Genomic DNA, 16,378 nt, shown 5'->3' on the forward strand with positions numbered 1-16,378 from the left:
TATTATTTATTCAAACCCAACCGTCATTGTCTCTGGATTTGAGCCGACGCGTTCGTTATTGTTTAATGCATCGATTTTTCCCATGTCTTCTTTGGAAAGCTCGAAGTCAAAGATGTCTGCATTTTGTTTAATGCGTTCTTCATTGATTGATTTAGGAATTGTCACAACACCGCTTTGCAGATCCCAGCGCAAGATGACTTGAGCAACAGATTTGTTGTAGCGTGCAGCAATGTCTTTCAATACGTCATGATCTAATAGCTTCCCTTGCATCAGCGGAGACCATGCCTCAATTTGAATGCCTTTTTCCTTTGCATATTGACGCAGTTCAACAAGTGTCAGTTTCGGATGAAATTCAACTTGGTTCACAGCTGGAACAACCTCAGCATCTTTTAACAGCTCTTCTAAATGCTGAATGTAGAAATTGCTGACTCCAATGGCTCTGACTTTCCCGTCTTTATAAAGCTTCTCAAGTGCGCGCCATGTGTCTTTAAATGTATCTGCATTTGGTCCAGGCCAATGAATCAAATAGAGGTCTAAGTAATCAAGACCTAATCGGTTTAAGCTTGCGTCAAACGCTTCAAGCGCTTTGTCATAGCCTTGATCTGTGTTCCATACTTTAGACGTAATAAATAAGTCTTCTCGTTTCACGCCAGATTCTTTAATCGCTTTTCCTACGCCTGTCTCATTTTTATAAACAGCTGCCGTATCAATGCTGCGATATCCGTTTCGTATGGCTGCTTTTACGGCATCTACCACTTGATTGCCGTCCTCCACTTTGAATACACCTAAACCAAACCAAGGCATTTCGACTCCGTTATTCAATGTTACGGTATCATTCAAGCTTTTGACCATTTTAACAACCACCTTTTTTATAGATTCCATCTCTTTCATTATCTCATGTTGTGCTTCAAAACTCTATTATCAGGCGTTTCTCTTGGCTTCGATGGCTAAGAGCAGCGCACCTGTCATGCCAGCCTTGTCCTCAAGCCCGGGGGAGACAATGTATGTATCAAGCGGCGGCAGATCCACATAATCATTGACATAAGCAGCCAGCTTCTCTCGAATGAGTGGGAATAGCTGCTTTTGCTTCATGACGCCTCCGCCCATGATGATGCGCTCTGGGCTTAAAATGAGTGAGTACTGCATAAGCGCCTGCGCTAAATAATCCGCTTCAAGTGCCCAAACCGCTTCTTCCTGCGTAAGCTCTTTGGCGGGTTTTCCCCACCTTTTCTCAATCGCTGGTCCAGCTGCCAGCCCTTCTAAGCAATTTCCATGTGCCGGACAGACACCTGCAAACGGATCTGATTCATCCTGTCTGATAAGGATATGTCCCATCTCAGGATGTGAATGGCCGTGTAGAAGCTCATTTTTCACAACAGCACCCGCACCAATGCCTGTACCGACCGTGATATACAAACAGCTGCTTAGCCCTTTGGCTGCCCCTTTTGTTAATTCACCTAGTGCTGCGGCATTGACATCTGTTGTAAAGGATACTGGGACACCTAATTGCTTCTCAAGCTCGGGAATGAACGGATAATGCTTCCACTCCACTTTCGGCGTGTTCATAATATAACCGTATGAAGGATCATCCTTTTGAACACAAATGGGTCCAAAGGAGCCAACCCCTAATGCTGCAATGTCATGCTGCTCAAAAAATGGAATGAGCTTTTGTATTGTTTTCTCCGGGTGCTCTGTCGGAATCGTCATTTCCTCTAAGATGTCTCCATGCTCATTGCCGATTGCACAACAAAATTTTGTACCCCCAGCTTCAATTGCTCCATAATACGCCATCATTGATCCCCCCTGCTTGTTCTCTTTCTTCATCATAAAACATGGGGGAGAAGATGACAACATCACGTATTGGTGAGCAGAACAGCCTCCATGTCATTGATATACTCCCTTAAATGATGGGCAATATCACGATTGATCTCACCGTCTTCATATAAGGTTTGAATTTCATTTCGAATCGTCTGTACAGCTTGGAAGTTCAGCTCTTTTTTCTTCCGGTCAAATGAACGGTCTTTTTGCTGGAAGAAGCTTGGACCGTGTTCACAGCGGAAAATCACTTGATTGTAAAAACCAATGACTTGGTGGCACGTTTGTTGGTTTTCATCTGTCATATGATGTTTGATCGAATCTACTGCAGCTTCAGCGGTTTTCTTACGGATTTGTTTGTACGATTCCTCGTTTTCTAAAATGCCGCTTGAAATGTGCTGATTCGGCCGCCATAATTGCAGCCATTGAAGCAAGCGCAGAAACTTCACCTTTGAAAAGCGAATTTTGAAGGAGTTTGAATACAGCATTTCCAGCTCATGAAATCTTTCTTGCAGTTCATAGGCTTCTTCCTTGTCAATTTTCTCTTCCTCAATTAATTGTTGAAGTTTCATCTGTTCTGCTTTGATACCGTGCAGTCTGATTTTTCGCTCTTGTTTTCTCATCCCGAATTGGTATGGTTCACGCTGGATATTTCTCAGCTTCATTCTATAATCATTGATGAGTGAAAGAGACACTTCCCTGTTGTCCTCATTCATTCCTTCTTTTAAGGTTTTAATGGCACTTCTCAGCAGCTTTCGTTTTGCATGCTGAATCTTTGTATCCAAGTCCACGTCGACTTGCTTGTCTTTTTTCTCTGATAAAAGAGGCAGTAACACACTGGCTAAAATGAGCGTACATAAAATCACACCAGCTGCGAGGAAAATAATCAAGTGCCGCTCTGGAAATGGTGATCCGTCCGCAAGCGTAAATGGAATAGAGAAGGCACCGGCCAATGTCACAGCCCCGCGGACACCAGAGAATGTCATGAGCATCGAGGCGCGAAGCTTCGGCTTTTTCACATTTTGCTTTTTCGTTGCACTCCATTTTCCTGCCCAGAACAGCCATACCCATAAGAACCGCAGCACCATGAGACATAGTGTAATAATTAAGATGTAGCCAATCACCTGCATGTTGTTAAAGGCTTCATCCTGGAAAATAACTGTGGAAACATCCGGAATCTGCAGTCCAAGTATGACGAAAACAAGGCCGTTTAAAATAAATAAAATAATATTCCAGGTGTTTGATGAAGCAATTTGCAGCTTGGCTAAATTCGCTTCCATTCGGTCTTGCTCAATGGCATGTGTCACACCGCCAGCCACAACAGCTAAAATGCCGGATACACCGATTTCTTCCGCTACTAAATAAATCACAAATGGTGTAAGGATTTGCAGGATGATATGCATTGTGACATCGTCCATTCCTAAACGGCGGAGGAAATAGCGAAAACGAATGATAAAAAAGGATAGAATAAATCCAGTCAATAACCCGCCTGCTGCAATCAGTACAAAACTAAAGGATGCCTGAGCAATTGAAAAAGCTCCGGTCACCGTTGCAGCAATGGCAAATTTAAAGGCGACAAGTCCTGATGCATCGTTCATCAGCCCTTCGCCTTCCAGCAGTCTCATGATGCCCTTTGGCATATTCACACGGCTGGATAAAGCACTTACTGCCACCACATCTGTCGGTGATAAAATTGCTGCAAGCGCAAATGCGGCTGGAAGCGGTATGCTTGGAATCATCCAATGAATGGTATATCCCGCTACAATGACGGTCGCAAACACTAAACCAAGCGCTAAAAGAAGAATCGGTGCTCTTAATTTCCATAGCTCGTCCCTTGGGGTACGCTTCCCGTCATTAAATAACAGCGGCGCAATAAATAGAACGAAGAAGAGTTCAGGATTTAAAGAAATATGTAAACCTGAAGGAAAAGCTGCCACCAATATTCCTAAGCCCACTTGAATTAACGGAACGGGAATAAAGGGGACAAAACGATTGATAATATTAGATGCTGCAATGAGTGCCAGTAGTACGAGCACTGCCAAAAAAATCTCCACTAGTACATGTCCCTCCTATGTATATTTTTCGTCAAGTTTTGCTTACATGCAAAGATGTGTTCATTACATCCGTCCGCTCAGAAGTGCTTCTTTAGTATTCCGCAAAAAGTGAAACCAACACATAACAATCCATCTAGGCAAAAAAAGGCTGAATCCAGATATTCAGCCTGCTGACAAAATTTTCATCATATGTATTGTTCAAATGATGAACAAAAGACCCTGCTTTTATTTTACACGAAAACTCCATCATCTGCTGATATTCAGCTCTTATTAAACACAAAAAAAAAGAGCGGAATCGCCCTTTTTCGTTTTACCCTTTATTTAAAAAATAAGACCTGGCGGGAAGGCGCCATTTGAATAAGTAGGAACAAACCCTGCATACGACGAGGATGACAAACAGCAAATATAAAGCAAGCTCTCCTTGCGCTAAGCCGAGTCCAACGAATAAGCCGCCAAGGGCTGCCCATACGGCGTAAATCTCTGCTTTTAGCACAAGCGGCTTTCGCCCTGCTAATAAATCACGCACAATTCCGCCGCCGCTTCCAGTCAATATGGCTGCCACAATGACTGCACTGAGCGGGAGTTCTCTTTGCACAGCAAATAATGCGCCTTGAATCGCAAACGCTGCTAAACCGATCGCATCCGAGAAATTTCCCCATGTGCTCCAGTGCTTGAGCAAAAGCTTTGGAAAAAGAAACACAATCGTAATGGATACAAGGGCAATCGTAAACATTTTGCCCTGTGACCATAAAGCAGACACCGGAAGACCAATTAATAGATTCCGAATCGCTCCACCGCCAAATGCTGTCACAATCCCTAAAATGTACACACCAAGAATATCGTACTCTTCCTCCATTGCCACAATCGCACCACTAATAGCGAATGCGACAATGCCAATGATACTTAAGACTTCCCATGCCATTTTCCGCTTATCTCCTTACCTTTATCTGATCATCTAACACTACTCCCTTAATGTATATCTGACACAGGTGAAAAGCAATACAAATTTTCTTTAAATTTTATCTTTTTGCAAAAATAAAAAATAGCCCGCTTATAAGCAGGCTATCTCTTTCAATCTTCTTTTGCATTTAACAGCAGCATACTAATGATGATGAGAATAAATGCAATAAGGGCTAGCAGTGGAATGGTGATAAAACCAAACCAGTTCAAATAATCAACGGAACAAGGAATACCGCTCAGGCAAGGGCGAATCGATGCAAAGCCAGGTATCTTTTGTTCCATATAATGATAGATAGAAAAACAAGCGCCAATCACAGCCAAAGGCAGAACGTAATATTTCACTTTCACATCGCCTCTGAATGTCGCAATTCCAAGTAAAAGCACAAGCGGGTACATGAAAATGCGCTGAAACCAGCACATATCGCATGGGATAAACTTCTTTACTTCACTTAAATACAGGCTGCTCATCGTCGCAACGATAGAAACGATCCAAGCACTGTATAAGTAAACAAGCTTATTCTTCATGATTTTTTCCCTTTGAGCTCTTGATCAATTAATTCTTTGATTTCATCATAGTCATAAAAGTTTTCGACTTGTTTATTGTTAATGAAAAGAGTTGGTGTTGCATTCACTTTATATTGGTTCACAAGCTGATCGTCTGTGTTCAGCTGCGGCTGATATGTTTTCTTTGATAGATGATCTTTAAGCTTGTCCGTATCTATTTTTGTTGTCTTTTTCGCTAGCTCTGTCAGCTTAGCAGGCGTGACCCATTCTGCTTCACTATCTGGCTGTGCTTGATAGACAGCTTCATGAAATGCCCAAAAGTTTTTCGGATCTTCTTTCCACACTTCTTCAGAAGCTAGTGCTGCCAGCACTGCGCCATCTCCATGAACAGGAAGTGGCAAGTTAATAAACGAAAATGATACATCGCCTTTATCTATGTAGTCCGCTTTCAGCTTTGGGAAAATGTCTGTTTCAAATGATTTACATGATGGACATTTATAATCCCCAAACTCGACGATTTGTACGGCTGCGTTTTTATCTCCCATGACAGGCTGTCCTTTAATAGAAGGCTTACTGTCAACCGTTTGTGCTTCTTTGCTGTTGTTATTTCCAATGACGACGAATAATCCGATGAGAAGAGCTGCGATAATGGTTAAAATGACAGCAAATTTAATGGATGATGATTGATTATTTTTTTTACTCACATAAGCACCTACCTTATCTTTTTCATTCCTTCAAAAGAAAAAGGATAATAGCTTAGAATAATGCCATTATCCAACTTCTTCTATTTTAACAAGAGGGGATTCATTATGAAAGATGGTATTCATGAATTTTTCCTAACAATTTTATTTCATTACCCTCATGGCATTTAAAACAGCGAGTACAGTCACACCGACATCCGAGAAGACGGCTTCCCACATGGTCGCAATTCCAAATGCTCCGAGTAATAGGAAAACCCCTTTAACCCCAAGAGCAAAAGCAATATTCTGCCATACAATTCTTCTTGTTCGTTTAGCGACAGCGATGGCTTCTGCTACTTTTGACGGCTGGTCTGTCATAATGACGATATCAGCCGCTTCTACCGCTGCATCTGAACCAAGTCCGCCCATCGCAATTCCTATGTCTGCTCTTGCTAATACCGGTGTATCATTAATGCCGTCCCCAACAAATAATAATTTTTCTTGAGGCGCTTTTTTCTGATCAATTTCTTCTAATTTCGTTACTTTATCCTGCGGTAATAATTCGGCATGTACTTCATCAATGCCAATTTGCTGGGCGACCGCTGTTCCAACTTGCTTAGCATCACCAGTCAGCATGACTGTTTGAATGCCAGATGCTTTTAGAGCTGAGACGGCTTCAATTGCATCATCCTTTAATTCATCTGCAATCAAGATCGATCCGGCAAACTCACCGTTAATGGCCATGTACACAACCGTTCCGCTTCGTTTTTCTTTTTCATATGAAATGCCTTCTCGTTCCATCAAGCGATGATTACCCGCTAACACTTGGGAACCACTGATGGTTGCTTTAATTCCATGTCCCGCAATATCTTCATATGCTTCGATCTTGCTTTCATCAAGCGGCGAACCATATGCCGCTTTAATTGATTCAGCAATCGGATGTGAGGAGTGGGCTTCTGCTAAAGCTGCAAAAGAAAGCAGCTCTTCTTCTGACCACTTGTCGCTCGTTGTCACGATATTGGTCACTGTAAAGTTCCCTTTTGTGAGTGTGCCCGTCTTATCAAATACAGCATAGCTCACAGAGTTTAGTGCTTCTAGATAGTTACTGCCTTTTACAAGGATGCCTCGTTTAGAAGCTGCCCCAATTCCTCCGAAGAACCCTAATGGGATGGACACGACAAGGGCACAAGGACAAGAAATCACAAGGAAAACGAGTGCCCGGTAAACCCAGTCAGACAATTGAGCTGATGGAATGAGAAGCGGCGGCACAAAGGCAAGCAGCAATGCCAATACAACGACAGCCGGTGTATAGTATTTTGCAAACTTTGTGATAAAGTTTTCTGTCTGTGCTTTTCGGCTGCTCGCATTTTCAACCAAATCTAAAATTTTCGTCACTGCCGATTCGCTTAGCCCTTTTTGCACTTCAATTTCAAGAATACCGTTTTGATTCACAAATCCTGCAAGAACTTCTTTCCCTGCTTCTACATCCCGCGGCACAGACTCACCTGTTAATGCAGAGGTATCCACGAGTGAAAAGCCTTCAATGACGAGACCATCAAGTGGAATTTTTTCGCCCGGTTTTACGACGATACGGTCACCGACTTTTACTTCTTCCGGCTTCACTTTTTTCGTTTCATTTCCTACTTTGAGATTCGCATATTCAGGGCGAATATTCATTAGTTCACTAATGGATCGTCTTGAACGATTCACTGCTGCTCCTTGGAACAGCTCTCCAATTTGGTAAAACAGCATCACTGCCAGAGCCTCTGGATATTGCTGAATGACAAAAGCGCCAGCTGTTGCAATGGTCATTAAGAAGTTTTCATCAAATACTTGGCCGCGCACGATATTTTTCAGCGCTTTAAAAACCACATCGCCGCCGACTAGTAAATACGCTGCGAAAAACGTAATAAATTTCAGTAAGCCATCTTCTGGTATAAAATAAGCTGCTGTTCCAATGACTGCACCGCCAATTAATTTGAGCACAATCGCTTTTAAATTTTTTGTCCCATGATCATGATCGTGGTGATGCCCTTCTTCTTTTGGTGATACACTCACATGAGGTTCGATGGACTGAACCGTTTTTTCAATACGCTTTGACATCGTTTCTTGCTTATCTGCATGTGTGACAGTCAATGTCCCTGTCGCAAAATTAACGGAACAAGCTTCAACGCCATCCATTTTGCTGACACCTGTTTCAATTTTACGTGCACAGTTTCCACAATCAAGACCACTTAATACGTATTCATCCTTCATTTTTTTCATGTTCTCACCTTTTTTCTATATGATAAGTAACGTTCCCTGGATCGATGAAACCTATTAAAAATCAAAAACTTTATATATGAGCATATATTCATATATTGGATTACCTTTATTATATGAGGAGTTCTTGTCTTCTGTCAATCATTTCTGAAGAAATCATTGGTTTTTTGTGTCCAATTCTGTCACACGGATTTTCAATAAACCAAGCTCATGTCCCCCGCCCCCCGCATAACATAAAAACGATCGTTTGCAGTTTTTCTCTTTACAAAAGAAGGACAGACGCTTAGAATAAAATAAAAGTTTCCCTAAGGAAACAAATTAGCATTAGAGAATCATTTCATCCTTTAGTCAAAATTATTTAATGTATGCATATATCTTTAGGAAGCGCAATGATGATTGAAAGGGGCCGCAAGAGATGTCAAATGCTTTAACAATCGACCGTCTTCATGTCTCGTATCACGGACAGGATGCATTAGAGAATGTCTCTCTTTCCATACAGGAAGGGACAATGACAGGAATCATCGGTCCAAATGGTGCTGGTAAATCGACGTTACTCAAGGCATGTTTGGATCTCATTGAAAAAGACCAAGGGGATATTCGTTTTTTTGAACAGCCCTTTAAACACGTCAGAAAACAGATCGCCTATGTACCGCAGAGAAATGATTTAGATTGGACGTTTCCGATTCATGTACTGGATACCGTACTACTTGGAACATATCCGAAGCTCGGACTAATCAAACGTCCAAAAAAAGAAGACCGGGCATATGCGTATCACTGTTTAGAAAAAGTCGGGATGCAGGACTTTGCCAAAAGACAAATCGGTGAGTTATCCGGCGGACAGCAGCAGCGTGTCTTCCTTGCAAGGGCACTTGCTCAAAACGCACAGCTCTTCTGTTTGGATGAACCATTTGTCGGGATTGATATGGCAAGTGAAGAAACGATGGTGCGCATTTTGAAGGAATTACGAGATGAAGGGAAAACCATTTTGGTTGTCCATCATGATTTGAGTAAGGCAGATGATTATTTCAGCCATCTTGTTCTGTTAAATAAAAAGCTCATCAAAGCAGGGCCTGTACATGACATCCTTCGCCCAGAGATCATGCTGGAAGCATATGAAACACAGCTGCCATTCTTAAAATCAGCAGGAGGAGACGTGTAATGGAATTTTTAACCGGACTCTTTGAATATGCTTTTTTACAAAAAGCGCTATTTACATCCGTCATGGTAGGCATCATTTGCGGCGTTATCGGCTGCTTTATCATTTTACGCGGCATGGCTCTGATGGGAGACGCCATTTCTCATGCCGTACTGCCAGGTGTCGCCATCTCTTATATGCTTGGAATTAACTTTTTCTTCGGGGCCGTTTTAACTGGCGTGTTAACAGCGATTGGGATCGGTTATGTGAGTCAAAACAGCCGCATAAAAAATGATTCTGCCATCGGCATTGTCTTTACAGCCTTTTTCTCAATCGGAATTATTTTGATCACATTTTTGAAAAGTTCAAGTGATCTATATCATATTCTATTTGGAAACGTTCTAGCTGTTCGATCATCTGATATGTGGATTACACTGGGAATCGGTATTTTTATTTTGCTAGCCGTCATTGTTTTCTACAAGGAACTGCTCATTAGTTCATTTGATCCGGTGATTTCTTCGGTTTACGGTTTGCCGAATCGTATGATTCATTATTTTCTCATGACCTTATTGACCCTTGTGACCGTTGCATCACTGCAAACCGTTGGGATTATTCTTGTCGTTGCCATGTTGATTACGCCGGCAGCCACCGCTTATCTCTTAACGGACCGGCTATGGATCATGATTTATTTATCTGCTTTTTTCGGTGCTGTTTCTGCTGTCGTAGGTCTAGGGCTTAGTTTTACGTATAACTTGTCATCAGGCGCTTCCATCGTGCTGGTCGCGACTATTTTATTCGGCAGTGCCTTTATCTTTTCACCAAAGCAAGGCATTCTATGGAGATCATTAAAATCTAAACGAAAACGAACGCACTTAAAAAAGGAAGCGTCTATGTAAAAGGAGGACATATATGAAGAAGGTATTTGCTATCCGTTTGACCGCAGTATTCATTGCCCTTATGATCATCGCAGGCTGTTCAACCCAGCAAAGTAATTCCGGTAAAGATGACGGCACATTAAAAGTTGTCACGACCTACTCCATTCTTTATGACATTGTGAAGGAAGTAGGCGGGCAGCATGTCTCTATTCACAGCATTGTTCCCATTGGTACAGATCCACACGAATTTGACCCGCTGCCAAAGGATGTTCAGTATACGACGGATGCAGACCTTGTTCTATATAATGGCTTGAACCTTGAAACAGGAAACGGCTGGTTTCAAAAGCTGCTTGAATCGAGCGGCAAGGACGGGGATGATGCACCTGTAGCCGAGCTGAGTAAAGGCGTCAAAGTGAAGCATTTGTCATCAAAAGGCCTTGAAAGCCAGCAGGATCCGCACGCATGGCTGAATGTCGAGAACGGGATCATTTATGCCCAAAATGCCCGAGATGCGCTCATTCAAGCAGACCCTGAGCATAAAGAGGATTACGAAAAAAATGCAGAAGTCTACATCAAAAAGCTTCAAGCGCTTCACGATGAAGCAAAAGACAAGTTTGATCAGCTGCCAAAAGATAAAAAGCTCCTTGTCACAAGTGAAGGGGCATTCAAGTATTTTGCAGAGGCGTATGGATTGAAAGCCGGCTATATTTGGGAGATCAACACAGAAAGTGAAGGAACACCAGGACAAATGAAGCGCATTATTCATTTTGTCAAAGATCATCAAGTTCCTGCGCTCTTTCTTGAAACAAGTGTTGATAAACGCAGCCTTGAAAGCCTCTCTGAGGAAACCGGGGTTCCGATCAAAGGAAAAGTCTTCACTGACTCTATTGGAAAAGAAGGTGAAGATGGAGACAGCTACTATAAGATGATGAAATGGAATATCGACACCATTTACAAAGGGCTGTCATCATAAGAAAAGACAGGTGGAGTGAATCCGCCTGTCTTTTTTGTCAGCCTGTTATATTTTCTGGATGTTTTTTCGGCCAAATGACGTAGCTGATGCTAATGATGAAATCAATAGTTAAGATCATCCCCCATGTATTGACAAGCTGCATCAGTGCTTCCGTCCGCTCTGGTGCTTGGATGAGATAGGTTAATCCATATAACAGCCCCGCTCCAATAACATAAGAAATGAAATGCCGCGCCCAGCCGACCATTTCATACACAGACCGCTCTTTCCCGTACTTTGGTTTTCCCTTTGGCTTAGGACCTCCTGCAAATCGATAGGCAAACCTAGCATCTGCCCATTTCACCATTTGATGTCCGAAGGCAAGGCTCACACCAATATAAACAGCCGCAAGCCCGTGGATGACACTCGCTACAGCCCCTTGCCTTAAATCTATATAAGTAGCCGCAAGAAGTATGATATCCAAAATCGGCGTACAGACAAGAAAGAAAGCACCCCACTTTTTCTGTTTAAACACATAACGCAGCGTTAAGCCCATTAGAATAAACAGCCAAAAACCAATTTCACATGCCACAATCAATAACCCGACCAATTTCTCCACATCCTTTTTAATACGATTGTATTAAATAAAAAATAACACATCTGTGTTAAAAAAACAACAGCTATGCTAAAATCAATGTATGCCAAAAATCGTCGATCACCATAAACAAAAACAAAAGGTCGCTCAAGCTGCAATGAGAGTGATTAAACAAGAGGGATTGGAAAACGCTTCTGTACGAAAAATAGCAGTCGAAGCTGGAATTTCAGCCGGCTCTATGCGTCATTATTTTTCCACACAGCAAGAGTTATTTCTATTCTCTATGAATTTAATTCAAGAAAGAGTCAAGGAGCGGATTACAGGGCTTTCATTAAACGGTTCAACGGAGGAAAATGTCCTCACTTTATTGGAGCAGCTTCTTCCACTTGATGAAGAAAGAAAATTTGAAATGGAGGTGTGGCAGGCTTTTGCAGTCAAGGCGCTGACTGAACCAGATCTACAGCCGCTCAATGCAAAGATGTATGACGAGCTTTTCCAAACGGTCCAATATTGTTTAATGAAATTGAAAGAGGATGGGCTGCTGCTAAATGATATCGATCCTTTATTAGAAACCGAACGGCTTTATGCGGTCATCAATGGGCTTGCATTGAATGGAATCGTGCAGCCCGAACGTATACCGCCTCAGCTCATACGCTCCGTACTGCAGATGCACCTGCAATCCATCACAAAAAAAGACATGTCTCCTTAATTGGAGAGCATGTCTTTTTTTAATCTTCCATAAAAATACGTTTCGCTTCGTAGTAAAGCACCTGCACAAATTTCTTCACATTGATACGGGTGTGTTCTTCTCTTCCGCTCATCTCTTTCGTCAATTCGCTCATTTTCTTTCGTACGATGGTGAAATCGAAAAATTTAGATGCGTAATTTTCAAACGTTGGATGGGAAAAATCGGTTAGCCCAAGTGATGCGATGTGTTTCAATGATTGATTGATCGCACGCCTTACCCGCTGTTCGGCTGCCTTTGCTTCTCTTGCGATGTCTGCCGATGTGTAGGGCTCACTTAACTTATCCTCCGTAATCCCAGTGAAAATGATTTTTAAAGAAGGAAAGGAATCATGATGATCAGCATGCAGCGCTAAATACTGGTCTGTAAACAGAATCATATCTAATAAATCTTTAGACCCCTTCTCACCAACAATACCAAGCTCCGCCAGCAAAAACTGACCTGCCTCTGCAAGACTTTTCCCCCGCTGCTTCGTTTTCGTCTGACCGCGCTGCTGAAATTGCATGACCGATTTGAGTGAGTGCTGAATATTTTCAATTGAATGCTCTAAATGAAGACGTTCAATCATCAGATGGAGGACACTTAAGACCTCTACACGATTGATCGGCTTTGTCACATAATATTCGACGCCAAGCGTATACGCCTGTCCGATTAATTCCTTTGTTTCAACCTGTGACAGCATTAAGTATTTCCCATGAAACTCATCCTTGATCGCTCGAATCGTTTCAAGCCCGTCCCTTTCCGGCATCAATAGATCAATACATAAGATATCAATGTGCAAATCATTTAAGTAGCTGGCTGTTAACTCTGCGCCATCCTCTGCTTCCCCGGCCACAATGCCAAGCTCTTCATCTTCAATGAGCTGAGCCAGCGAAGAACGAACGGCTTCATCATCATCAACAATAAAAAATCTCATCTCCCAATCCCCTCTTTTCTACTGACTTGATCTACTGGTATCGTTAATGTGAAAATCGTTTGTTCATTTGGGATACTCTTCATCTCAACACTTCCGCCAAGCTTCTCCGCTGTATCCTTTACATAGGCAAGCCCGATACCGCTCGATGGATTCCCAGCCTGATCGTATTTTAAAGTGAAGCCCGGTTTAAAAATCACATGATGATTACGTTCTTTTATGCCAGGCCCGTTGTCGCTGATTTGAAAAATCACGTGGTTTTCTTTCTGTGAAATAGAAAGTGACACCTCTCCTTCTACAGGAATGGCTTCCACAGCGTTGGATACGATGTTATTTAACAAAGATAGAATGGTATACACGTGATAGGCGGGATGCTTTCCATCTTCATCATAATGAAAGACGATGTTTTTTTTAAGAGATTCTGCATAATTTTCATGAATGCGAATGACAAGCCCAGCGATATGAGAAGGACTCTCATAAGCCTGGAAGTTTTCCTCATGAATCAGCTTTGATAAGGCAGAAAAAATGCGCTGGTTATCCTTTTTGATTTCATGCACCTCTCCTGCAATCTGCAAGGCGGTTTTACCGAGCTTTTTCAAATCCAATGATTCCGCATCCTTTGCGTGGTGAAGGGATTGATACAATTGATAGGATGTAGCCGTAATATGCTCAGCATGTGCGAGTGTTTTATGAAAATATGTAGATTCTGTGTAAAGGTTAGACAGAAGCATCAGCAGATGTTCCTTTTCCTTTTTCATCTGACGCTCTCTCGCCTGCTCTTCATATAAGCGAATCATTGTATAACAAGCCAACACGAAAAAGCTTCTGAAAATCGCCAAAACAAATAATTGAAACAGCGTCCTCACCGTTAAAATTTCATCCATCGTGCCTCGAAGTGCGATGATTTCAACAACGCTTGCGCACAGCTCCATGACGATGCCTGTTGCTCCAATCAGCCATGGCTGATCGCGGAAACGTCTGACCTTCAATAAATAAAAGAGTGTGCCATAGACAACATAATAAAGCAGGGAAGGAAATCTTAATGAAACTGCCTCTTCAAGCGGAAGATGCCCTGTCACAGCTGTATCAAGCAGCACGCGAAACACAAAAACAGATATCCCAGCGATGATGCCGCTTGCCCATGCCGGAAATCTTTTCATTTGAAGCAGGATAAAGAAAAAGACAACGGTTCCAAAGCTGACCCGAAAGCTGTCCTCAAACGGATAAAATTTAAACTCTCCGCCAATCGGCGTCAGTACAATGAGCAGCACAATTAAATAAGGCTCTGTATTCAGCCATTTTTTCAGTAGATTCAAACGCAGTCACATCCCTAATAATTGACGATAGTATACTATGTGAGCTAAAGAAAAACAAACCTCCATGAAAAAACGCACACCGGAACTTTGCCGGTGTGCGCTTTTCATGATGCCGCTTAATCTTCTAAACGATCCTTTTCTAAAAGTGATGCGCCAGCAATACCTGGTTTTGTCATTTCAAAAGGATTTAAGATGACATCAAGCTCTTCCTCTGTTAACACATCATTTTGCAGACAAAGCTCACGTACAGATGCGCCTGTAAGGATGGCTTCTCTTGCAATTCGTGCAGCCGCTTCATAACCAATGTGCGGGTTCACCGCCGTCATGACACCGGCACTCTTTTCTACATATTCTTTTAATCTAGATTCATCTGCTTTTAAGTCACGCAAGCAGTTGTCCACGAAGGACTCGAATACATTTTTCATCATGCTGAGAGATTGAAGCAGGTTGAACACTAACACTGGTTCCATAACGTTTAGTTCAAGCTGGCCAGCCTCTGATGCAAGACAGATTGTGTGATCGTTCCCAATGACTTGGAATGCCACTTGGTTCATGACCTCAGGCATAACTGGGTTGACTTTCCCTGGCATGATGGATGAACCTGGCTGTCTCGGCGGCAGGTGCAGCTCACCAAAGCCTGCTCTTGGACCTGAAGCCATCAGACGAATATCGTTCGCCATTTTGGACATGTTCATCATACATACTTTAAGTGCAGCCGATACTTCTGTATAAGCATCCGTATTTTGCGTTGCATCGACTAAGTCTTCAGCGCCAACTAACGGTAATCCGCTAATGTCAGATAGGTAGCCAACCACTTGGCGAATATATTTAGGATCTGCATTCAATCCAGTTCCGACTGCTGTTGCACCCATATTGACTTCATATAAATGCTGTCTAGACTGCTTGATACGTTTAATATCACGAGCAAGAACTTTTGCATACGCACTAAACTCTTGTCCAAGTCTGATTGGAACAGCGTCCTGAAGATGCGTGCGTCCCATTTTGATAACATGATCGAATTCCTGCGCTTTTTCGGTCATGACTTGATGCATGTTTTCCATCGTATAAAGTAGTTTTTCAATCATATTCAATGTTGAAATATGAATCGCTGTTGGGAAAACGTCGTTTGTTGACTGCGACATGTTCACATGCGTGTTTGGACTTAGCTCAGTATAAGCGCCTTTTTCCTTTCCTAGTAGTTCAAGCGCTCTGTTTGCAATGACTTCATTGGCATTCATATTCATTGAAGTGCCAGCCCCGCCTTGAATTGGATCGACAATAAATTGATTGTTCCATTTTCCTTCGATGACCTCATCTGCGGCTTGAACAATTTTTTCTCCAAGACCAGAATATAGTCGCTGTGTATCCATATTTGCAAGTGCGGCTGCCTTTTTGACAATCCCTAATGCTTTGATGAGTTCCTCATGAATACGGTAGCCTGTAATTGGAAAGTTCTCCACTGCACGTAATGTTTGAATTCCATAATATGCTTGAGTGTCTACTTCCTTTTCACCTAGAAAGTCACGTTCGATTCGAACTTGCTTGTCCTGTAGCTTCGTCATTTGAAAAGATCTC

Annotated in this window: 15 protein-coding genes; 4 read left to right on the forward strand and 11 right to left on the reverse strand. The window is 42.3% G+C overall.

The features are described 5' to 3' along the window. Positions 1-6: 6 nt before the first annotated feature. The 7 genes from NSQ34_RS15275 to NSQ34_RS15305 form a co-directional block, all read right to left on the reverse strand. Entirely contained in the window at positions 7-852 is an 846-nt protein-coding gene (locus NSQ34_RS15275) for an aldo/keto reductase (protein WP_065215166.1), read from the reverse strand. Between the two features lie 69 nt (positions 853-921). After that, positions 922-1,791: an ROK family protein gene (locus tag NSQ34_RS15280; RefSeq protein ID WP_176967213.1), complete on the reverse strand. Its 870-nt coding sequence runs from the start codon at positions 1,789-1,791 to the stop codon at positions 922-924. A 62-nt stretch (positions 1,792-1,853) separates the two neighbouring features. Next, positions 1,854-3,869 (reverse strand): Na+/H+ antiporter, encoded by a 2,016-nt coding sequence (locus NSQ34_RS15285; RefSeq protein WP_034280909.1) that lies wholly within the window; start codon positions 3,867-3,869, stop codon positions 1,854-1,856. Between the two features lie 310 nt (positions 3,870-4,179). Beyond that, positions 4,180-4,791, reverse strand: a complete 612-nt coding sequence (locus NSQ34_RS15290) for a trimeric intracellular cation channel family protein (RefSeq protein WP_024423463.1) — start codon at positions 4,789-4,791, stop codon at positions 4,180-4,182. A gap of 149 nt (positions 4,792-4,940) precedes the next feature. Next, the gene (locus NSQ34_RS15295; RefSeq protein ID WP_024423464.1) at positions 4,941-5,354 is read right to left on the reverse strand and encodes a disulfide oxidoreductase; all 414 of its coding nucleotides are present in this window, start codon (positions 5,352-5,354) and stop codon (positions 4,941-4,943) included. Further along, the gene (locus tag NSQ34_RS15300; protein WP_034280910.1) at positions 5,351-6,037 is read right to left on the reverse strand and encodes a DsbA family protein; all 687 of its coding nucleotides are present in this window, start codon (positions 6,035-6,037) and stop codon (positions 5,351-5,353) included. The genes NSQ34_RS15295 and NSQ34_RS15300 overlap by 4 nt, the downstream gene beginning before the upstream one ends. Positions 6,038-6,178: 141 nt before the next feature. After that, entirely contained in the window at positions 6,179-8,278 is a 2,100-nt protein-coding gene (locus NSQ34_RS15305; protein WP_025094106.1) for a heavy metal translocating P-type ATPase, read from the reverse strand. A gap of 412 nt (positions 8,279-8,690) precedes the next feature. Here NSQ34_RS15305 and NSQ34_RS15310 point away from each other — a divergent pair, with 412 nt between their 5' ends. The 3 genes from NSQ34_RS15310 to NSQ34_RS15320 are packed head-to-tail and all read left to right on the forward strand — an operon-like array spanning position 8,691 to position 11,258. Further along, positions 8,691-9,434 carry a metal ABC transporter ATP-binding protein gene (locus tag NSQ34_RS15310; protein ID WP_024426045.1) on the forward strand — a complete coding sequence of 248 codons (744 nt, stop codon included), beginning with the start codon at positions 8,691-8,693 and terminating at the stop codon, positions 9,432-9,434. Next, a complete protein-coding gene (locus NSQ34_RS15315) occupies positions 9,434-10,306 on the forward strand; it encodes a metal ABC transporter permease (protein WP_024423468.1) in 873 nt (290 codons plus the stop codon). Before NSQ34_RS15310 ends, NSQ34_RS15315 begins: the two co-directional genes overlap by 1 nt. 13 nt (positions 10,307-10,319) lie before the next feature. Next, complete coding sequence (locus NSQ34_RS15320; protein WP_041115667.1) at positions 10,320-11,258, forward strand: metal ABC transporter substrate-binding protein; 939 nt, start codon at positions 10,320-10,322, stop codon at positions 11,256-11,258. Between the two features lie 37 nt (positions 11,259-11,295). Here the strand turns inward: NSQ34_RS15320 and NSQ34_RS15325 are convergent, their stop codons facing one another. Beyond that, positions 11,296-11,844 carry a hypothetical protein gene (locus NSQ34_RS15325; protein ID WP_098677559.1) on the reverse strand — a complete coding sequence of 183 codons (549 nt, stop codon included), beginning with the start codon at positions 11,842-11,844 and terminating at the stop codon, positions 11,296-11,298. 88 nt (positions 11,845-11,932) lie between these two features. Here NSQ34_RS15325 and NSQ34_RS15330 point away from each other — a divergent pair, with 88 nt between their 5' ends. After that, complete coding sequence (locus NSQ34_RS15330) at positions 11,933-12,538, forward strand: TetR/AcrR family transcriptional regulator (protein ID WP_098677558.1); 606 nt, start codon at positions 11,933-11,935, stop codon at positions 12,536-12,538. A 19-nt stretch (positions 12,539-12,557) separates the two neighbouring features. Here the strand turns inward: NSQ34_RS15330 and NSQ34_RS15335 are convergent, their stop codons facing one another. The 3 genes from NSQ34_RS15335 to aspA form a co-directional block, all read right to left on the reverse strand. Further along, positions 12,558-13,490, reverse strand: a complete 933-nt coding sequence (locus tag NSQ34_RS15335; protein WP_034280916.1) for a response regulator — start codon at positions 13,488-13,490, stop codon at positions 12,558-12,560. Beyond that, positions 13,487-14,803 carry a sensor histidine kinase gene (locus NSQ34_RS15340; RefSeq protein ID WP_034623877.1) on the reverse strand — a complete coding sequence of 439 codons (1,317 nt, stop codon included), beginning with the start codon at positions 14,801-14,803 and terminating at the stop codon, positions 13,487-13,489. Before NSQ34_RS15340 ends, NSQ34_RS15335 begins: the two co-directional genes overlap by 4 nt. 116 nt (positions 14,804-14,919) lie before the next feature. Beyond that, a complete protein-coding gene (gene aspA / locus NSQ34_RS15345) occupies positions 14,920-16,365 on the reverse strand; it encodes an aspartate ammonia-lyase (protein WP_024426050.1) in 1,446 nt (481 codons plus the stop codon). Positions 16,366-16,378: the final 13 nt, after the last annotated feature.

It is taken from the genome of Bacillus sp. FSL P2-0069 (assembly GCF_038593315.1).
Taxonomy (GTDB): Bacteria; Bacillota; Bacilli; order Bacillales; family Bacillaceae; genus Bacillus; species Bacillus safensis.